We start from the raw sequence: 18,590 nt of genomic DNA, 5'->3' as shown, positions 1-18,590 counted from the left end.
GATCCGCTCACGAAACGCCTGCCGTTCAGGCGTCAGCCCACCACCCTGCGGATACCTCACACCACCGGCATACCGCAACGATCACACATCGTCAGCCCCCAACGACATCACGCCGCAAAGGTCAGTAGCCGCTTGCTCAGGCATACCGATCTGCAGAGGGCCCACCCCGGCAGGAGGAACAAGGTCAAGATCCATGCAGGCATGATGCCAAAGAGCATGGCAGGCAACGGATGACCTCCACCCGATACGAAGGCTTCTGGTCCCCCTGCCTGCTGCTCGCGGGACGGGCAGGGAGGTCCTGGGACCTGGATGGTGGACGCCGTGTCCGGTGCACAGGTGACCGCACCCCTGGCGCGGGTAGCCCCTTCGGGGGAAAGGCTGACGGGCGCGGAGGCGACGTTGCTGCCGCTGCTCGCCCAGGACCCAGAAGGGCAGGTGGCCGGGGCGCTGCTGAGGGGGCTGTTTTGCTCCAGCGCTTCGGCACGATGGTCCGACCCGGCTGACACAGGGGCTCTGGAAATCCGTTGTCTGGCCGGGCGGCACAGTCAACCTTGAGGGCATGAGTGAACCAGAGGAATTCAACGTCTCGGCGCCGTGGAGCTGGAACGCCCGCCACTTCGTGGACCGAGGATGCCCTCGCATCGGTGGATCCGAGTACCTGCTCTACTCCGACAGCGGCGCAACCGGCGGCCTAGAGGCGGCATGCCCTCCGTACGTGCTGACCAACTGCCTGGGACAGCCTGAGAACGGGCGCCTGGCCCCGGTCGTCGCGGTCTACCTCGACGACCACAGTCCCGTCTTCGACGTGCAGCCGATGGACAAGACGGACACCGAAGGCTGGTTGAACCTCTCCCTCGACGACGAGATCGCCTGCCTCATCTCCCTCGTAGCAGGAGTACGCCTGCGCTCCGGAGGTCCCGTCCGGAGCTTCACGGCAGAGCCGGACGACCGGGGCTCGCCTGGGTTCTACGCACATCGCGTGCCCGACTGGACGGCAGTCGCACACCCCATCTACCCCACCCCGCAGCAGTTTCCTGTCGAGCCGTTGGCCGACTGGATGAACCGATACCTCGCACTGGGCAGAGAGGACGCCGTCACCCTTGTCCGTGCGGCCCGCCAGTTCAGGGACGCCCTGTGGGTAGCCGATACGGATCCAGAACTGGCCTGGCTGCTCTTGGTCTCAGCGGTGGAAGTCATCGCCGGCCGGGAGGCACTCAAGGACGTAGCCCCTGCCGAGCTGCTCCGGCAAGAGATGCCCGCCCTGGCGGGGCAACTGCTCGAAGCAGGGGGTGACACGCACCTGGAGGGCGTAGCGGAGCAGCTCGTTTCCATCGTGAAGGCCACCACGCGGTTCATGTCCTGCATGGACAAGTACCGACCTGACCCTCCGGTGATCCGGCCCGAAGAGTACGCGCAGGTCGACTGGGAGTGGGCCGGGCTGAAGAAGGCCATCAAACTGGTCTACAGGTACCGATCGGAAAGACTCCACGCGGGTGTGCCCTTCCCGCAACCGATGTGCCATCCGCCCATGACGAGCGGGGCCGCTCTTGACGAGCGGCCTCCAGTGCGGGCTGTTGCTGCCGGGAACTCCGCCTGGATGGCCCGGGACCTGCCCATGCACCTGCATACCTTCGGATACATCGTCAGAGGGTGTCTCCTGAACTGGTGGCGATCGCTGCCGGCCGCGGCAGCTGAACCAGTGGGTGCGGACGCTTCCGGGTGAGGCGCGGCCCCGCTGTGCGGGGCCATCGCCGAGCAACAGGCAATCGGCTGAGCTGCGGGGTTCAGATATGGGCCCGGATCTGTTTCACCGGATGACCCAGTCGGTCCGCCAGGGCCGTCAACTCGTCGTCGCTGAAGCAGGAGCGTGCAGGGTTCCAGATGGCGATCTCGAAACGGGCGAATCCACAGGGCCAGTCGTATTCCAGGGCGTCCAGGGTGGTTGATCCTCCGCAGCACGGGACCTCGATCACGAGGGTGGTGAAACCGTCGTCGCAGTTCGCCTCCAGGAGGTCGCCCCACCACTCCGTATCGATGGCCGCCTGACACAAGGGGCAACCGATTCTCTCCAGGTTCTCCCCACAGTCGACGGCGGTCACCACGTCGTGCCACGTCACGTCGATCTCCACGTCTACGCCGTCGGCAATTTCCGGAGTCAGGTCCTCGACGAGCGCGACGACGCGATCAACGGCATCACGATCCGGCTGCCACTGCGGATCACTCGGAATGATCGACAAGACGTCGTCGCTCATGACTTCCCCACCTCATCAGGCCACTGCATCGTCGCGACGCGATGCTATCGATCAAACGTTCTGATGCTGCATGGCTCTGGAGCCCCTGGTGATGGGGAAGGCGTCGATGTACGCCTTCAGGCGGCGGGCATCGGTGAAGCGGGTGCGACGTCCGCTCGGTCATCCCACCCGGTCGACGCCGACAACGCCGCTGGCGTGGCCCCGGCACACCGGCTTGAGCGGGACTGTCGATGCCGCTTCTCGGCATGTGATGGGCCGATGCGGACTTCCGCGGAGACGGGCAGCGCCACCGCCTCAGTTCCCGAAAGGGCCTGTGCAAGAGGCCACTTGGACAGGGAAATTGCAACTTCGACAAGGCTCGCAGAGGCAGCTACGTTCATTTGGTCGCCGGTGGTCGCCGGTGGTCGCCGGTGGTCGCCGGTGGTCGCCCACCGTCGCACAGAGGTTCCTTCGGGCTGGGCCAGTTGTGGCGGGATGAGTCGGTCACGCCCAATGAGCCTTCGCCTCTGCGTAAGCCACCGAACCGGGTTCTCGCCACGCAGCCTCAACCAGGGAGAGACACATGCCCCGCCTTGCTCTGTACACATTCGGTGTCCTGAAGTCACCTCTCGCCGATCCCGCACCTCTGACGCGCGAGTTCTACGACACAGGTGAGGCCGTCTACCGGAAGATCAGTCAGCACCCCGGATACCTCGCGCGTGCTGAGGCGGCAGATGGTGACCAGGGCGAACTCTTCGAGGCGGACTGGGGTGCATGGGGAGAGTTCGCTGTACCGATCTGGTACGGCAAGGGCCGTACGCAGGAAACCACCGCCTTGGCCGCGACCCTCTCACTCTGGACCGACCTGCGCTCCGCCTTCGACGCCGTCTATACCGGTCTGCACCGTGAGGCGCTGAACAGGCGTTCCGACTGGTTCGAGAGGACAAGGCAGCCAAATTACGTGTCATGGTGGGTCTCTGACGACGTGACCCCCACCTGGCGGGACGGCGTTTCCCGGCTGGAGCACCTCCACGACCACGGCTCCGTGCCGCACGCCTTCACCTTCCACCAGTCATTCGGCCCAGACGGAACTCCGGCCAGGATCAAAGGCATCGGGCCGAAGAGCGACCAGGTTCACTGACAAGCAAGCCTGAACGACTCGGTTCACAGCCGGGGCTGCTGGCGGCGCAACAGCACTCACGACTCGGTTTCCATCGCCCGCAGTCGGGCCCCGGCGTCGGCGACGACCTGACCGGATTCCTCCGCTCTTCGTCCATTCACGTCAGTGACCGGGCAGTTCATGACGATGACCGCGAGACCTACGAGATCAACCGTCGCCGTCACCTCCGCCCGCCCAGCACAGTCGTAGAGGGCAAAGTCGTCGCACGCTTCGACCAGCGCCGTGACCGACGGCAGTCGTCCCACCAGCACTACCCGAAGTTCCTGTAGAAGCGCCGCGTATCCCCGTGGAGCTCGTACTGCGCAGGCGCGGCGGCCTCTGCCTCGCTCAACTTCCTCTCGCGCTGCTCCACATCCCGCACCAACTCGTCCTGGCCACGCCTGACTCTGCCCTTTTGCCACTGCGAGACGGCTGCCGCCGAAGCCTTGGCCGCAGTCTTGGCCGAAGCCACGCCCATCGCGGACAGCCGCGCTGCCCCCGCCGCCTGCCCGCCACCGCCCGCGGCCTGAGCTCCGCCGCCCAGCCACGCGAGCGCGGCGCTTCGGGCCGCTGCCCCGTGCAACCCCCGGATCGCCCGGCCGGTGGAGGCGGAGGCGAACGCCTTCACCGATCGAGCTTCTCCTGGCGTTCGAGCAGGTGCTCGTACATGCGTCGCTTCGTGCGCGCGAGCCCGACGGTGCCGCCTGCAGCGATGTCCACGTTTCCCCCTGGTTGCCCGGCTGACAGATCTTAGTGCGCCAACAGGGCATCCCAGGAATGTTGTTGACCTGGATCCGGCAGGGCGTATGACTCTGGGGCGGGTAGGTGAGCGCTTTCGAACCGGGAGGAGTCCGTCGTCCACCGCGACAGCCTCACAACCTTGACCTTGCCCGAAGGGGAAGGCCGACGGTGTGCAGGGCAGCCGGGTCGGCGGACCCGGTCGGCCCGGCCTGGGCGGAGACGGGATGAGGAGACTCTGTATGGAATCGCGCTGCGTCATTCTCGACATCGGTGGAGTTCTGGAGATCACGCCCCGGACCGGGTGGCTGGACCGATGGGACGAGCGACTGGGACTGCCGGCTGGGAGCGCGGGCCGACGGCTCGACGATGTCTGGCGAGCCGGGGCTGTCGGAGCGATCAGCGAGAAAGAAGTGCGGGCGCAGGTCGGTGCCCGGCTCGGCCTTGATGCCGTGCAGGTCGAGTCCCTCATGGCCGATCTGTGGGCAGAGTATCTGGGGACGCCCAACGTGGAGCTGATCCAGTATGTGCGAGGGCTGCGATCCCGCTGTCGGCTCGGCATCCTCAGCAACAGCTTTGTGGGAGCCCGTGAGCTGGAGACAGCGAGTTACCAGTTCGACGAACTGGTCGAGCAGATCGTCTACTCCCACGAAATCGGCGTTTGCAAGCCCGACCTGAGGGCCTTCGAAATGACGTGTGCCCGTCTGGAAGTACGGTCGCGGGACTGTCTCTTCATCGACGACTGCAACGTGAACGTCGAGGCTGCCCGTGCGGCAGGAATGCAGGCTCACCTGTTCGAGGACAATGAGCAGACTTTCGCCCGTATCGCGGCTCACCTGGCCGGTGCGGCTTCACTCGACAACCCTCTTGAGGCCGCCCGGCAGACCTGAACCTGCCCGGCGCGTGCCCGCGTCCGAGCCGAGACGGCAGGAATCGGCCGTTGATCTGGTTTCTGACGGAGCATTTGCCAAGAGCTTTGGTTCGACTGGCTGTTGGGTCAGCAGTTCGCGGAGGCGGCTATCCGAGCAGCGGAAAGTCCGCGCGCCGTGACCAGTGCTTGCCGTCACTTTCGAACAAGGTCACTGACGAGATCGTCGCGGTCGCGGGTAGTTGTGTGGCCAATGCCCGTTCCACCTCGTCGAGTTCGTGGACCTGCTGGCTGGAGGCCAAGGTCAGGTGTGGGATGACCTCGGCGAACTGCCCGTCGTAGGGAGGTGCCTCGGGCCATCGCGCCCAGATCGTTTCGGTGAGCGCACGGAGGGGCTGCTCGGGTTCAGGCGCAAGGTAGAGCACACCGGGGAAACGCCGGAACTCGTCGAAGCGGACAGCGAAAGGGGAATGCTCGCCGATCAGGGTCCTCAGGTCATCGATGACGGCACTGCTGATGCGATCCGAGTCCAGGAACGGGAAGAGTACGGTGACGTGCGCAGGGATGCCGGCCGATGCGCAAGGGTCGAAACGCTGCCGCCAGTGCTCGACCAGCGGGTCAACCGCTTCCGCGGTGGCCAGCAATGCTGTCTGGCCTGCTCGGTACTGTCCAGAATGCTCAGCCACGGTCGGATGATCTCGAAATTCGAGGCGGGTTGGCCACAGGATTTCATGCCGCGGTGCCCTCCTTGCGTTCGACCAAGGCGCCGTCTCGAACCTGGCCCGGCCCGGCCCGGACCAAGGAGACGAGGTGGCTTTCGGTCATCGCACGCCAAGGTCCTGGGCGGATGCGACGAGCTTGAACAGCATCGTGAGGGCGCCAGCCGGACCACCGGCGCCGCACGCCGGCGTGCGCTCTCGCCCTGGCCTGCTCACGCGGGTCGCGGAGCGTGCGGGGAACGAATCGTCGGGCCGGTTGGACCGATGGGAGGTTCTGCTCCTGATCGCCCAGGTCCTGGAACGCGCAGGGCGTACGGACGAGGCCGTCGAGACCCTGCGTACCGAAATGGCCTCCGGTCGACGCCACGCCGTCAACTTTCCGGAGTGCTAGGCCCTGTCGTCAAATTCCCGTCGTCGCCCGGAGGGTGGGACAGACGGGTATTTGACGACAGGGCCTAGGCGAAACTCCTCGCTCGGCAGGGCCTGATCGAGGAGCTGGGAGCCCTCGCCGTCGCCGAGCACTACTCCGCCTTCGGCGTGTACGTCGACGACGGTCGCCCCTGCCGAGAGCTCGAACTCCCGGAGGGGCTCACCGGCGCGTACGCCGAGGGGCACCCGGATGACGTCCTCATGCTGATCAGCCACGGCCGCCCGGCCGAGGCCCTCGCCTCCGTCCCCACGATCGCGGACGGCCGCGCGGCCGCGGAGCGGCGGGAGCGGGAGGCGGTGGAGCAGCGGACGCAGGACGACCCCTGGGCCGGGGCCTGGGGGTCGAGTTGGCGGATCGCGGCCCTCCTGGCTCGGGCCGGGAGGGTCCGTATCGTAGGCGCAAAGGTTGTTCACGTGTTCGGGGGTTGGGTGCGCATCGCAGATCACGCCGGGTGGGACCGGGGCTTCCCGGTGAAGTACCTCCTGGTCCAGGAGGACGAGGATGGCGTGGAACAGCTCTGGGGGAGGTGCGCCGGGGTCGAAGGGCTGTTCGTCGATCCGGTCCCGCCACCACGGGAGGTCCTCACCCTGCGGGGCTGCATTCCCGACGGCGTCCTGAGCGAGGTCTTGGCCGAGCCCGGCGTCTCGTTTCGGGGTCTGGGCGACGTATGCGTCGAGGTCTGGGACGACGAGCGGCCCGTGCAGTGGTGGACTCTCGTCGACGCGGTCGTGGTGGCCCATCAACGCCACTCCGGCGACCGGACGCGGTACGACATTGTGCTCGGTGCGGGCGTCAGGAACGAGGAGAGCTTCTTCGAACTGCCTGCGACACCACGCTTCGAGCTCTTCGCGGGCACGACGGTCGCTGCCGCGAGTGCAGGCCGATGCTCTGCCGTGGACGGCCTGTTCAAGCCGCGAGCGGAGCCGGCCCCCGTCCCGATGGAGCTGATCGGCTGCGAGGCTGCGGAGCCACTGCTCGTAGGGACTCAGCGGCCACGCCGGTGGACACGAGGATGGGCCGATCTCCTGGTGCTGGATCGCCATGGCCAGGTGATGGCCTCGCGATCCGTGGGTCTGGCCGTCACCGGAGCACGCCCGTCCGTGCTCGGCGATGGCCTGGAGGACATAACCCTCACCGATGGCGGCGACGATCGACCATCGCCGGCGGCGCGCTCGATCTGGGCGGAGTGGTACCAGGGCCCGCCGGCGGCACCCAACAGGTGGGCGCCGTACGACTCACAGGGCAGGGCTGTTTGGCTCGACCTCACGACCCGTGCCTGGCGCGTGCCTGCGCCCCGACCGGACCGCTCTGGCGGCGAGTACCACCTCGACGGCCGGTTCGTCACGGATGTCCCCGGTCTGCACTGCGCGATCGCCGAGGCTTTGCTCGGACCTGGCCGGTACTTCGGCCGGGAGTGGAACGCCTTCAAGGACTGCCTGTGCGGTGGCTTCGGAGTGGTCCCGCCCTTTGTCCTGACCTGGCATGACTCCGAAGTCGCGCGCCGCGCACTGGCGGACGTTGTGGAGGATCCGCACGGGCAGCTCTCCTACTTCGAGGAGATCTTGCAACTCCTCGAACAGCGCGGAGTCACGGTCGTGCTCCGGTAGCCCGCAGGCACCGAGCGACTACGACCACGTAGTCCTCGCGGACGCCGCCGCGGCGACGGACCCTCAGCTGTCCGCGTCCGTGGCCGCGGCAGGGGCCGATTCGGTGCCGTCCGGCATGACCGCAGTGACCCAGTAGTGGTGCGCGATACCCGAGGGAGCGCCCGAGTCGGAGTAGAAGCGGGTACTGGCGCCGAGAGGGGTGCTCGTCAGTCGCGTGTACGACGAGGTGTGTCCGTCCCAGCGGTAGACGTGGAATCCCGTTGCGCCTGCGCAGTCCTCGGCAAGACAGCTCCAGGTCAGTTCCGCCGACACTTCGCTGATCGCCCTTGCGGTGAGCTCCAGCGGCGCTCCGGGAGGCGTCGGAACCGTGGGGGTGGCCAGGTCGCGTTCGGTCACGGTGACGAAGGAGAACGGCTCGCCCGTGTCGAACCGTGAGTTGCCCGACTCGTCGATGGCTAGCACGGCGTAGCGCACGGTTTCACCGTCCGCGGGGGTCTCGTGGAAGTAGTAGAGACCCTGGTCGTATTCGGACCACCCTTCCCGGAGCGGGTAGTAGGTCCAGGTGCCCGCCGTGTACTCGCCCTTGTAGACCTGGTATCTCGAGACGTCCCAGCTCTGGCTCGGCTGCCACAGGATGAGGACGCCGTCCTCGTACGGGGTGGCGCGCAGCCCCTCGACGGGGTCCGGTGCCAGACCTTCACGCGGGGCTACGGCGGAGGCCGTTTCGGACGACACCGACTCGTTGGACTGACGGTCCACGGCGGTGACCGTGTAGTCGTACTTCTTGTCGTGGCGCACGTACGGGTCGGTATACGTGGCCGTGCGCGCGTTGGCCTCCACGAGTCGGCCGTTTCTGTACACCTTGTAGTGATGGACGTCCTCGCTCGGCGAGGCGCTCCACTTCAGCACGATTCCGGTGCCGGACACGGGCGAGGCGGTGAGGCCGGTCGGCGGGAGCGGTGGGTGGTCGCCGCGGGCGACGCTGCCGACCGCCGATTGCGCGGACACGTTGCCTGCCGCGTCCACGGCCGAGACGCGGTACAGGTGGTACAGGTTCTCCCGGGCGGTGGTGTCCGTCCAGGAGGCGGCGGTCACTGTGGCGACCTGGCGGTAGACGGGGGCCGAGTCGTCGTCCATGATCTGGCTCGCCCGGTAGAGGTAGTAGCGCGCGGCACCCGTGACCGGCTGCCAGGCCACGGCGATGCCCGACGGGCCGTCCGTGGCGGTGAGCCCTGTGGGTGCGGAGGGCGGTGTCCTGTCGGTGGTGGTCACCGACTGGACGAGTGAGCTGCCGGATTCGTTGCCGGCCTTGTCCACGGCGCGTACGACGTACTGGTATCCGGCACCGGTGGCAGGCGGGCTGTCGGTGAAGGACGTCGTGGTGGGCGTGGCGATCCGGGTCCAGGCCGTGGCGCCGGCGAGGCGCCGGTAGACGCGATAGCCGGCCAGGTCCATTTCGGGGCTCTTCGCCCAACGGGTGGTGACCTTGGCGGTGGTGGGGTCGTAGGACGCCGAGAGGCCGGTGGGGGCGAGGGGCTTGACGGTGTCGACGGTCGCCGAGGTGCGGGGCGCGTAATCGAACTTGACGTTGGCGGAGCCCGTCCAGGCGACGAAGTCGACGCGGATGCTGTGACGCCCGCCCGCAATGGTGACGTTGACGGTTTTGGTCCGGGTCGTGGAGACGTCCTTCCAGAGGTCGACCTTGCGGATGCCGTCGACATAGACGCGGATGCCGTCGCGGACTGCGGTGGTGAAGGTGAAGGGTCCGCCGGAGCCGAAGTTGCGGGTGGTCTGCCAACGGACGCTGAAGTTGTCCTTGGGCAGTGTGACCCCGGCCGGGTCGCCGGTGCCGTAGTTCTCGTTGATCGAGGTGTCGCAGGTGGTCAGCCTGGGCGTGCCGCTGAAGGAGGTATTCGGGTGGTACGTGGCCTTCCACACCCCGTCCGCGCATGTGACGGCGGCGTGGGCAGTGGCCGGCAGGGCCAGTCCCGCAGTGGCCGCGGCGAGGGTGGTGGCGGACGTGGCGCAGGCAGCGCGGAGACGCGGGTGCATGGGTATCGATGAATCGCTCTCGGTCATGGGGGCGTGGAGGGTGGCGCCGGGCCATGGGGGGAGCACCGCTGCGATGATCGCATGTCTGTGCGTTCGCTGTCAGCCCTCAACCATGCGCGGACCAGCCACAACGCCCTTGCGCGCGTCAGGCCGCACAAGCCGTTCAGCAGCGGACACAGCAATGATTACTGGGCGTTCGGTGGTCGTGGAGGAGGCAGCCTCTCGCACCCGCGCGTCATTCGGACTGCCTGCGGATGTCCGGGCCATGCGCGTCAGGACCCCGCGGCCTCCAGGTACTGCCCCAGGTACCGGAACGTGCCGCCGACGACCTGGAACTCGAACATCGCGTCGTGGTTGTAGCCGTACCCCGACTCGTACTTGACGGTACGGGTGATGCCGGAATACGTGACCTCCGGCATCCGGCGGGCGATCGCGCCCCGTTCCCTCAGCGCGGTGCCGTCCTTGTCGCAGGCCTGGGCCAGGAACATCACGGCGTCGTAGGCCTCCGCCGCGTACCGGCCGGGGGCGGTGCCGAAGCGGGCGCGGTAGGCGGCCGTGAACGCGCGGGCGGAGGCGCGGGCCGTCGGGTCGGTGAAGCCGGTGGCGAAGACCCAGCCCTTCGCGGCGGCGCCGGCCGACCGGAGGAACCCTGCGTCGAGAGCGCGTTCCGTCGCCATCCGGGTTCCGGTGAACCGGGCGGCGGTCAGCGCCGACGCGAGCCCCGCGGCCCGGACCGCGTCGCCGGTGAAGACGACCGCGTCCGCGCGGGCGGACCTCACCTCGGCGGCGAGCGACGCGTAGTCGATCCTCCCGGCGGCCACACGGGTCGCCGTGGCGTCCCGGCCACCCTGGCGCAGCGCCCGTTCGACCTGGTCGCACACCGTCCAGGCGAAGTCGCCCTGCGCCCGGTCGTCCACGAGGAACACGCGACGGGCGTCGACGTGGTTGCTGAGGTAGCGGACGCAGGGGGCGGCGAGCAGCCCGTACGTGACGTGCAGCGCCGCATGACAGTGGAAGATGTTCGAACCGAACGACGCATTCTGGGTGTCGACGCCCACCGAGACGGACACGACGGGCATCACCGCCTCGGTGTAGGTCCTCTCGGTGGCGCTGAAGCAGGCGTCGGTCGTGGGGCCCAGTACGGCGAGCACCTTCGCGTCCTTCGCCAGCCGAGTCGCCAGCTCTTCGGCCCGCCGGGTGTCGCCGCCGTCGTCGTACGTCCGCAGCTTCAGCCGGAAGGGGAGGCCGCTGTCCGCAGCGATGTGTTCGACGGCCAGGCGCGCGCCGTCGAGCTGGGCCTTCCCGCTCTCCTTGCTGGTGCCGGTCAGGTCGCCGTGGAACGCCACGACCAGCTCTGGGCGCGGCCGGCCGGTGCCGGACGGTGTGGGCGGTCCCGGCTTCGCCCGGGAGCTCCACCACCAGGCCCCGCCACCGCCCGCCGCGAGGAGTCCCGCCGTGGAGCCGAGGCGCAGGAAGCCGCGCCGCCCGACCGTGCGCGGGGTGGGACGGGTGGCGGTGACGGCGGTCAGCGTCACGGCTTCCGGTGACGCGGTGCTCGCCGTTCCAGCGGTGCTCGCCGTTCCAGCGGTTCTCGCCGTGCCTTGCGTGCTCGCGGTGTCCGACGGCGCGGACGCCGACACCTGGGTCGGCTCGATCGAGCCGATGGTGAGTACGGATGCGGACCTGTCGTTGATCAGCCGGGTGACCGACGCGGGCAACCAGTCGGACGGTGCGGCGGGGTCGGCTGCCGTTCCCTCCGTGAGCGTGGCGCGCAGTCGCGCGAGGCTCGGGCGGTCGGCCGGATCCTTGTGCAGGCAGGCGCTCAGCAGGGGTGCCAGAGCGTCCGGGAGCGACGCCGGATCGGGCTCCTCGTAGACCGTGCGCAGCAGCACCCCCGCTGCCGCGCCGCCGCCGAACGGCCGTACCCCGGTCGCGGCGAACGCCAGCACGCAGCCCAGCGAGAACACGTCGCTCGGTGGGCCGATCTCGCCGCCCTGCGCCCGTGCCTGCTCGGGCGACAGAAAGCCGGGGGAGCCTACGATCACGCCGCTGGAGGTGAGCGCGGTGGCCTCCGGTGCGCGGGCGATGCCGAAGTCGATGAGCCGCGGCCCGTCAGGCGCCAGGAGGACGTTCCCCGGCTTCACGTCGCGGTGCACGAGACCGGCCCCGTGCACCGCGTCCAGCGCCTGCGCGAGCCGCACGCCCAGCACCCGTACCGAAGCGGGCGACAGCGGCCCGAAGGTGTCCACCGCTTCGGCGAGCGAGGGTCCCGGTATGTACGACGTCGCCAGCCACGGCGTCTCCGCTTCGGCGTCCGCGTCCAGCAGCGGGACCACCCAGCGGCTGCCGACCTGCCGGGCGGCCTCGACCTCACGGCGGAAACGGGCCCGGAAGCCGCTCTCGTCGGCGTACGAGGACCGCACCGTCTTCACCGCGGCGATCGCCCCGCCCGGCGCACGGGCCAGGAACACCACGCCCATGCCGCCGGCGCCCAGCCGCCGCAGCAGACGGTAGCGGCCGATCCGGGACGGGTCGCCGGCCCGCAGCGGTTCCATCAGGCGGTCAGCGGCGCGGGGCCGTCGTACACGAAGGCACCCCCGGCCACCCGCCACAGGAAACCGCCGGTGCCGTCGATGACCGTGGCGCCGACCGCGTCGAAGGCGAACGACTTGGTGATGCCCGTGTACTTCCCGCCCTGCACGGCGGCGAGCAGGTTCTGCCGGGTGCGGCTCTTCGACGGCAGTCCGGCCAGTGCCTTGAGCAGCATCCCGGTCACGTCGTAGGCCTCCGCCGCGTACCGGGGCGGCGCCTCCTCGAAGCGCGCGCGGTAGGCGGCGGCGAACTTCCGAGCCTCGGGTTTGCGGGTCGCGTCGACGACCGTGGCCACCATCACCCAGCCCTCGGCCCCTTCCCGCGCCTGCTTCAGGAACTGTTCGTCCAGCAGCGCCGGGCCGGACACCCGTGCCCCTGTGAAGGCGCGTTCCCGGAGTGTCGCGGCGATCAGCGCTGCTCGGTCGGGCAGACCGGCGAAGAACACGGAGTCGGCGCCGGCGGAGCGCACCGTGTCCACCGCGCTGCCGAAGTCGTGGCGCATCGCGCTCACCACGTCCGGCACCGACGGGTACCCCATGCTGTTGAGGTAGTTGGCGAGGGAACTGGAAAGCGTCGTGCCGTAGGCGCCGGCCGGACGGTCGACAACGATTCCGATCTTGCGCGATCGCGCCGTGCCGCGCAGGTAGTTGCCCGCATAGATCGGCAGCACCGCGTCGGGCAGCCGTGCGTTGAGGAACGAGCGGAACCCCTGGCCGGACAGGCCGGTCGCGCCGGGCGACACGCCGACGACCGGCAGCAGCCCGGCGTCGTACTTCGCGAGCGCCGCCTGCGCGGTCTCGTCGGTGGTCGGGCCGACCACGCCGAGGACCGTCGGATCGTCGGTGAGCTGTGCGGCGAGCCGCGCCGAGGCCACCGGATCACCCCCGTCGTCGACCGTCTTGACCTTCACGGTGAACGGGGCGTCTCCGCGCGCGTTGAACTCCTCGACCGCGAGCCGCAGTCCGCGCTCCTGGGCCCGGCCCGTCTCCCGCTGCGGGCCACTGAGGTCGCCGTGCAGCGCGAAGGTGTGCACCGGCCGACGCGGGGACGCGGCGGCCTTGGCGCTGTCGTTTCCCGGGCCGCCGTCGCCGGCGGCCGCCCACCAGGCGCCGCCCCCGCCCGCCGCCAGCGCCACGGCCCCGCCGGCGAGCAGCAGGAAACGCCGTCGGCCGGCCAGGCGGGCGTCCTCCGCCTGTGCCGGCCCGGACGTCTCGCGCGTGTCGGGCTCGGCCGAGTCGGAAGCGGCCGGCGTGTCGGACGGTGCGAGCGTGTGCTCGATGTCCGGCAGCGCGAGCGCGGCGGCCGAGCGCTCGGCGATCAGCCGGGTGACCGGATCGGGCAGCCACCCGTCCGTCTCTTCGTCCTGCGGTGTGGCCTCGGACGTGCCTTCGCTGCGGGCGGCGCCGTCGGCCGTCAGCTCCCGCACCAACGCGTCGGCGTCCGGCCGCCGGGCGGGATCCTTCTCCAGGCAGCGCTCCAGCACCCCGCGCAGCCCTGCCGGTACATCTTCGAGGTCCGCCGGGTCGTGGACGGCCCGGAACAGCAGGGCGTCGACCGCTCCGCTGCCGAACGGCGCCCGGCCGGTCGCCGCGAACGCCAGGACACAGCCGAGGGAGAACACGTCGCTCGCCGGGCCCAGGCCGTCCCCGCCCCGCCCCTCGGCCTGCTCGGGAGACAGATAGCCGGGCGTGCCGACCACGATCCCGGTCGCCGTGAGCGTCCGGTCCTCCGGCGCGCGGGCGATGCCGAAGTCGATGAGCCGCGGCCCGTCATGGGCGAGCAGCACATTGCCCGGCTTCAGGTCCCGGTGGACCAGCCCGGCCCGGTGCACCTCGCCCAGTGCCTCGGCCAGCCGGGCGCCGAGCAACCGCAGACCGCGCTCGGACAGCGGCCCGTGCGCGGTCACCGCCTCGGCCAGCGACGGTCCGGGCACGAACGCGGTCGCCAGCCACGGAGCCTCGGAGTTCGGGTCGGCGTCCACCAGCGGTACCACCCAGGGGCTGCCGACCCGCCGGGCGACCTCGACCTCGCGGCGGAAACGCTCCTTGAAGCCCGGCTCCTCCGCGTACTCGGCGAGCAGCACCTTCAGTGCCACCAGCGAGCCGCCCGGCGAGCGCGCCAGATACACCACACCCATGCCTCCGGCGCCGAGCCGCCCGAGCAGGCGATGGTCCGCGATACGCGCGGGATCCGACGAACGCAGCGGCTCCATCAGCTGTTTCCTCCGAGCTCGGACTCCAGGCGGGTGAGCATCGCGGCGTTGGCGTTCGACGCGTACGTGGTCAGCTCCTTGTCCGAGTAGCCCTTCGCGCCCTTCACCGACACCGACAGGGTCACCGTGCCGAGCCGGGTGACGAACCAGCCGTAGGTCTGCTCGTTCTTCCCGGTGAGGTATTTACCGATTTCCACGACCTGGTCGTCGGCGTAGTTGTTGTTGCCCTGGCCGTAGGGACTGGCGGTCGAAATGAGCTTGTAGATCCACTCGCCGGTCCGGACCTCCTGCTGCCGGCACCGCAGCGGCTCCTCCAGGGTGGTGGCCAGTTGCTCGTCGGCGCCACGGACGGTGGTGTGCACGGTGACCGCCGCGCTCACCTTGACCTCGCCCTTGCCGCCTGCGGCGGGAAGCTCGCTGTAGCGGGAGAGGGAGGCCAGGACATTGCGGGGCAGCTCGTGCCGCTCCCACAGGCACTGCCCGTCCAACACGGCGACGGTGGCCGGAGCGCTCACGGCAGGCCGCTGCGCCCGGAAGTCCGCGCCCCACCCCTGCGGTTGCAACGCCACGGCCGCGGCCAGGGCCTCGGCCCGGCCCTTGGTCCTGGGCACCTTGGCCGGGTCCGCCTGGAACGGTGTCAGCGACGGGGCGTCACTCTTGGAGGAGCCCGCGGACTCGGCGCCCGAGGCGGAGCCGGACGCGGTCGCGGATCTCGAAGGTGCCGAGGAGCTCGGCGCGGCTGCCTTGCCGTCGTCCCCGGAACCGCAGCCGCCGAGCACCAAGGCTGATGCGGCGACCGAGGCCGCGACCCCCATCCACGGCCAAGTCCCCCTGTGCGTAACGGCGTTTTCGTCGTCGTCCATCCCCGCCCCCCAACGGTCACGAGCCCACGCCCGCATTCGATGATCGTACTGACCGACGCGGGGAGAGGGCGGGCGGTTGCACGAACAGACGATGACGGAGACCACGCCCGGTGCGGCCTGGGTGGGGGCGTACGGATCAGAGGGCCGACTGGCGGGATCGGGCCGCCTCGATGTCCGGGACGTGCTCTTCGGCCCAGAGCCGTACGGCGCGAAGCGGGACGAGCAGCGAGCGGCCCAGCGGCGTCAGGGCGTACTCGACGCGGGGCGGGTTCTCCTCGTAATCGTGGCGGCTGACCAGACCGTCGGCTTCGAGGGAGCGCAGGGTCTCGGTCAGGACCTTCGGAGTAATGCCCCGGATGTGCCCCTTCAACTCGCTGAAACGGCGCGGCCCTTCGTCGAGGGCGTTGACGACGAACACGGTCCAGCGGGCGCCGATGCGGTGCAGCACCGTACGGCTCGGGCAGGTCGCTGCCATCACGTTGTACGCCTTGCCCATCGCCGCTCCCAGTTTCGTTGAAGATACCGGTATCAAATCCATACCGTGGTCCATGATCCTACGAGAGGGAGTGCGACACATGGAACGGATCCTGGTCATCGGAGGCGCACGGGCGCTGGGCGCGGCCGTCGCGAGGCGTGCGGTGAAGGATGGGTACGACGTCGTCGTCGGAGCCCGCGATCTGGCCGCGGCCGAGGTGCTGGCGAGCGAGATCGGCGCCACGGCAGTGCGGGTCGATCTGCAGGACGAGTCGACGCTCGCGGCCGCGGCGCAGTTGCTGAAGGACGGAATCGACCACATCGTGACGACCGGTTCGGCGCCGCACGACGTTCGCGCCACCGAGCTGGATCGCGACAAGCTGCTGGCCGCGTTCACGGCGAAGGTGATCGGCCCGATGCTGGTGGCCAAGCACTTCGCGCCGGTCCTGCGGCCGACCGGTTCCATGGTGCTGTTCTCCGGTGTGGTCGGCTGGCGTCCTGGACGGGGATCACTCGTCAAGGGCGTCACGAACGGTGCGGTCGAGTACGCGGCGCGCCACCTGGCGGCGGATCTGGCGCCGGTACGGGTCAATGCCGTCTCGCCCGGTGTCGTGGACTCGGGCGCGTGGGATCGCCTCGGCGACAAGAAGACCGCCTTGTTGAGCAAGAGCGCGGAGGGGACCTTCGTCGGACGCCACGGCGAGGTCGACGACGTCGTCGACACGGTGATGTGGCTGCTGCGCGCGGGCTTTGTCTCCGGCGAGACGATCCACATCGAGGGCGGCGCCCGCCACCGGTCCGCCTGATCGGCAACGGTGTCCCTCAAGCCGTGTGTGGCAGCGCTCATCGACCGACGCGGTGCGGGCCGCGGCGCTGCGCCATCCGCGGGTCGCCACCTCGGCGCCCGCGGCCCGCCCCGGGTCCGAGGCCTCGATCATCTTCGGTACGGGCCTGACCACAGCCCTGCCCGGCTCGGCCCAGGGGCCGTACCTCATCGTCACGGACATCGAACAGGCCCGCGCGCGCAGCTGGTCGACCGTGGCATCGACGTGAGCGAGGTCTTCCACGACGACAAGGGCGTCTTCTTCCACGGGCACGACTGCGGCGATGTCGTCCACAACGGCCAGGGCCAGGCGCCGATCAACGGCCTGCACCCCGAGCGTGCCGGCTACGGCTCCTGCGCCACCTCCAGTGACCCGGACGGCAACGGCTGGGTGCTCCAGGAGATCACGCAGCGAGCCCCCGGTCGCTGACCCGCCCCACCGCAGGGGCCGCCATCGTCACGGGGGCACCGTCCTGGGTCTGCCCCGGGCGTGCCCGGAGGCCTGTGGTAGACGCAGGCCTCCGGGCGGTCCCGGCCGTAGTGGTCAGGCGGTCATGGTGTGATGGGTTTCGAGCGGATGGTCAGACGCTGGTCAGCCGTGTTCGTGGGCGGGCGGCGTCACAGCTCCTCGACGAAGTACGGCTCGACTGTCATCCAGCCGTTGCCGGACGCGCCGTTGAGGCGGCCCGAGGAGTTCTTGGCGAGGGTGTACCACGACTCGACGTAGTCGGGGTCGTCGGTGAACCAGCTGTCGGGGATGGCGCTGAGGACCGCGTTCACCAGGGGGATGTAAGTGCCCTGGTCGGTGATGGTGAGCAGGGCTGTGGTGATGGCCGTCGCCAGCGCGCGGTAGTTGGTGCCGTCGTCGTCCTCCATCATGACGACATCGGCCAGGTTGTACTTGTAGTTCGACCAGTTGACCAGGATCTGGTTCGGGTAGTAGGTGGTGCCGTCGTAGTCCAGGTACGGCATGTCCACCGAGTCGACGCGTGCCTTGCCGTCCAGGCCGAAGCCGGTGACCAGGGAGAACATCTCGGCGGCACCCTTGAACCAGGGCTCCTGGTCGTCGTTCACCTCGATGGCGTCGACCTTGGTGGCCCACCAGCCGCCCGCGGCCTGCGCCTTCGCGGGGCCGGCCTGCGCGCCGAGGCCCTTGGCGGCCAACGCCGCGTCCAGGACCGCGAGTCCGGCCCGGTGGGCCTTGGCGACGTCGATGTCCAGCACGTACAGGGGGCGGTCGGGCACGTGGGCGGTGTCCACGGCGTGGGCGCGGCCCTGGTTGTCGTAGGCCGTGAGGGTCTTGGCGTTGTCGTCGGTCGCCGCGACGGCCACCCACGGGGTGGTGTCGGACTTCAGGTGCGCACGCATCGAGGGCGCGCCCAGGCGTACGCGCAGCAGCGAGCCTGTCGAGGCGGGCAGTCCCTTCAGGTCCGCAAGACGCCGGTCGGCGGCGGAGACCGTGGCGGTCAGGTTCCGCCCTGCGGGTGTTGCGGACTTGCCGGCCAGGGCGTGCAGGTCCACCTCGTCGGTGCCGAGCGCGGCCGTGCGCATCTGCGCCCGCCACTGCGAGTTCGTCAGCGACGTGGCCAGCGACCGGGCGATCTGCTTCTCGATGTCACGGACCGGGGACTTGCGCTGGGCCGTGGCCCGGCTGTCCGTGTCGGCTGCCGCAGAGGCGATGGCCGGCTGGACGCTGCCGCCGATGACCGCGCTCAGCACGACGCCGATGAGGGCGCCGCGCCGCATGCTTGCTCTGTTCACCTTGCTCCTTGGGTTGTCTGTGCTCGCCGCACCGTGGGGGACGGGCGGCTGTCTGTGGGGT

Annotated in this window: 18 protein-coding genes; 8 read left to right on the top strand and 10 right to left on the bottom strand. The window is 69.6% G+C overall.

What is annotated here, in order from left to right:
- Positions 1-234, top strand: a 234-nt coding sequence (locus tag FNH09_RS49070; RefSeq protein WP_238427267.1) for a hypothetical protein, incomplete at its 5' end; no start/stop codon positions are given.
- A gap of 325 nt (positions 235-559) precedes the next feature.
- Complete coding sequence (locus FNH09_RS33555; protein ID WP_152893671.1) at positions 560-1,723, top strand: hypothetical protein; 1,164 nt, start codon at positions 560-562, stop codon at positions 1,721-1,723.
- A gap of 61 nt (positions 1,724-1,784) precedes the next feature.
- Here the strand turns inward: FNH09_RS33555 and FNH09_RS33550 are convergent, their stop codons facing one another.
- Positions 1,785-2,252: a hypothetical protein gene (locus tag FNH09_RS33550; RefSeq protein WP_152893670.1), complete on the bottom strand. Its 468-nt coding sequence runs from the start codon at positions 2,250-2,252 to the stop codon at positions 1,785-1,787.
- Positions 2,253-2,814: 562 nt separating this feature from the next.
- Here FNH09_RS33550 and FNH09_RS33545 point away from each other — a divergent pair.
- Complete coding sequence (locus FNH09_RS33545) at positions 2,815-3,372, top strand: DUF3291 domain-containing protein (RefSeq protein WP_152893669.1); 558 nt, start codon at positions 2,815-2,817, stop codon at positions 3,370-3,372.
- Positions 3,373-3,428: 56 nt separating this feature from the next.
- Here FNH09_RS33545 and FNH09_RS33540 read toward each other — a convergent pair whose 3' ends face one another.
- Both FNH09_RS33540 and FNH09_RS33535 read right to left on the bottom strand, forming a co-directional pair.
- Positions 3,429-3,662: a hypothetical protein gene (locus FNH09_RS33540; RefSeq protein WP_152893668.1), complete on the bottom strand. Its 234-nt coding sequence runs from the start codon at positions 3,660-3,662 to the stop codon at positions 3,429-3,431.
- Positions 3,662-4,018: a hypothetical protein gene (locus FNH09_RS33535; protein WP_152893667.1), complete on the bottom strand. Its 357-nt coding sequence runs from the start codon at positions 4,016-4,018 to the stop codon at positions 3,662-3,664. Before FNH09_RS33535 ends, FNH09_RS33540 begins: the two co-directional genes overlap by 1 nt.
- A 352-nt stretch (positions 4,019-4,370) precedes the next feature.
- Here FNH09_RS33535 and FNH09_RS33530 point away from each other — a divergent pair, with 352 nt between their 5' ends.
- On the top strand, positions 4,371-5,018 hold the full coding sequence (locus tag FNH09_RS33530; RefSeq protein ID WP_152893666.1) for an HAD-IA family hydrolase: 648 nt from the start codon (positions 4,371-4,373) through the stop codon (positions 5,016-5,018).
- Between the two features lie 127 nt (positions 5,019-5,145).
- Here the strand turns inward: FNH09_RS33530 and FNH09_RS33525 are convergent, their stop codons facing one another.
- The gene (locus tag FNH09_RS33525) at positions 5,146-5,682 is read right to left on the bottom strand and encodes a 2'-5' RNA ligase family protein (RefSeq protein WP_338017762.1); all 537 of its coding nucleotides are present in this window, start codon (positions 5,680-5,682) and stop codon (positions 5,146-5,148) included.
- A gap of 570 nt (positions 5,683-6,252) precedes the next feature.
- On the opposite strand from FNH09_RS33525, the gene FNH09_RS49945 reads away from it, so the two are divergent.
- On the top strand, positions 6,253-7,752 hold the full coding sequence (locus FNH09_RS49945; RefSeq protein ID WP_338017761.1) for a barstar family protein: 1,500 nt from the start codon (positions 6,253-6,255) through the stop codon (positions 7,750-7,752).
- Positions 7,753-7,815: 63 nt separating this feature from the next.
- Here the strand turns inward: FNH09_RS49945 and FNH09_RS33515 are convergent, their stop codons facing one another.
- The 5 genes from FNH09_RS33515 to FNH09_RS33495 form a co-directional block, all read right to left on the bottom strand.
- On the bottom strand, positions 7,816-9,804 hold the full coding sequence (locus tag FNH09_RS33515) for a fibronectin type III domain-containing protein (protein ID WP_238427266.1): 1,989 nt from the start codon (positions 9,802-9,804) through the stop codon (positions 7,816-7,818).
- Between the two features lie 272 nt (positions 9,805-10,076).
- Entirely contained in the window at positions 10,077-12,359 is a 2,283-nt protein-coding gene (locus tag FNH09_RS47250) for a bifunctional serine/threonine-protein kinase/ABC transporter substrate-binding protein (RefSeq protein WP_162469482.1), read from the bottom strand.
- Entirely contained in the window at positions 12,359-14,608 is a 2,250-nt protein-coding gene (locus FNH09_RS33505; RefSeq protein WP_152893664.1) for a bifunctional serine/threonine-protein kinase/ABC transporter substrate-binding protein, read from the bottom strand. Before FNH09_RS33505 ends, FNH09_RS47250 begins: the two co-directional genes overlap by 1 nt.
- Positions 14,608-15,423 (bottom strand): hypothetical protein, encoded by an 816-nt coding sequence (locus FNH09_RS33500; RefSeq protein ID WP_152893663.1) that lies wholly within the window; start codon positions 15,421-15,423, stop codon positions 14,608-14,610. The genes FNH09_RS33505 and FNH09_RS33500 overlap by 1 nt, the downstream gene beginning before the upstream one ends.
- A gap of 184 nt (positions 15,424-15,607) precedes the next feature.
- Positions 15,608-15,967 carry a winged helix-turn-helix transcriptional regulator gene (locus tag FNH09_RS33495; protein WP_152893662.1) on the bottom strand — a complete coding sequence of 120 codons (360 nt, stop codon included), beginning with the start codon at positions 15,965-15,967 and terminating at the stop codon, positions 15,608-15,610.
- On the opposite strand from FNH09_RS33495, the gene FNH09_RS33490 reads away from it, so the two are divergent.
- The 3 genes from FNH09_RS33490 to FNH09_RS49935 are packed head-to-tail and all read left to right on the top strand — an operon-like array spanning position 15,960 to position 17,198.
- Entirely contained in the window at positions 15,960-16,751 is a 792-nt protein-coding gene (locus FNH09_RS33490; protein ID WP_238427265.1) for an SDR family NAD(P)-dependent oxidoreductase, read from the top strand. The two genes, FNH09_RS33495 and FNH09_RS33490, sit on opposite strands and share 8 nt — an antisense overlap.
- Positions 16,752-16,776: 25 nt before the next feature.
- The gene (locus FNH09_RS49940; RefSeq protein WP_202919803.1) at positions 16,777-16,998 is read left to right on the top strand and encodes a hypothetical protein; all 222 of its coding nucleotides are present in this window, start codon (positions 16,777-16,779) and stop codon (positions 16,996-16,998) included.
- Entirely contained in the window at positions 16,995-17,198 is a 204-nt protein-coding gene (locus FNH09_RS49935) for a hypothetical protein (protein WP_202919802.1), read from the top strand. Before FNH09_RS49940 ends, FNH09_RS49935 begins: the two co-directional genes overlap by 4 nt.
- 188 nt (positions 17,199-17,386) lie before the next feature.
- Here FNH09_RS49935 and FNH09_RS33480 read toward each other — a convergent pair whose 3' ends face one another.
- Positions 17,387-18,529 carry a DUF3103 family protein gene (locus FNH09_RS33480; protein ID WP_338017760.1) on the bottom strand — a complete coding sequence of 381 codons (1,143 nt, stop codon included), beginning with the start codon at positions 18,527-18,529 and terminating at the stop codon, positions 17,387-17,389.
- Between the last annotated feature and the right edge of the window lie 61 nt (positions 18,530-18,590).

The organism is Streptomyces adustus, from assembly GCF_009377175.1.
In the GTDB taxonomy this organism is placed as follows: domain Bacteria; phylum Actinomycetota; class Actinomycetes; order Streptomycetales; family Streptomycetaceae; genus Streptomyces; species Streptomyces adustus.
The sequence above is the reverse complement of the archived record's forward strand: the minus strand, read 5'-3'. Positions and strand labels throughout refer to the sequence as shown.

Bases quoted from the DNA above. Each gene is read 5' to 3' on its own strand.
- FNH09_RS33555 (WP_152893671.1), top strand. From the start codon at position 560: ATGAGTGAACCAGAGGAATTCAACGTCTCGGCGCCGTGGAGCTGGAAC.
- FNH09_RS33530 (WP_152893666.1), top strand. From the start codon at position 4,371: ATGGAATCGCGCTGCGTCATTCTCGACATCGGTGGAGTTCTGGAGATC.
- FNH09_RS33500 (WP_152893663.1), bottom strand. From the start codon at position 15,423: ATGGGGGTCGCGGCCTCGGTCGCCGCATCAGCCTTGGTGCTCGGCGGC.
- FNH09_RS33505 (WP_152893664.1), bottom strand. From the start codon at position 14,608: ATGGAGCCGCTGCGTTCGTCGGATCCCGCGCGTATCGCGGACCATCGC.
- FNH09_RS47250 (WP_162469482.1), bottom strand. From the start codon at position 12,359: ATGGAACCGCTGCGGGCCGGCGACCCGTCCCGGATCGGCCGCTACCGT.
- FNH09_RS33545 (WP_152893669.1), top strand. From the start codon at position 2,815: ATGCCCCGCCTTGCTCTGTACACATTCGGTGTCCTGAAGTCACCTCTC.
- FNH09_RS33495 (WP_152893662.1), bottom strand. From the start codon at position 15,967: ATGGGCAAGGCGTACAACGTGATGGCAGCGACCTGCCCGAGCCGTACG.
- FNH09_RS33550 (WP_152893670.1), bottom strand. From the start codon at position 2,252: ATGAGCGACGACGTCTTGTCGATCATTCCGAGTGATCCGCAGTGGCAG.
- FNH09_RS33515 (WP_238427266.1), bottom strand. From the start codon at position 9,804: ATGCACCCGCGTCTCCGCGCTGCCTGCGCCACGTCCGCCACCACCCTC.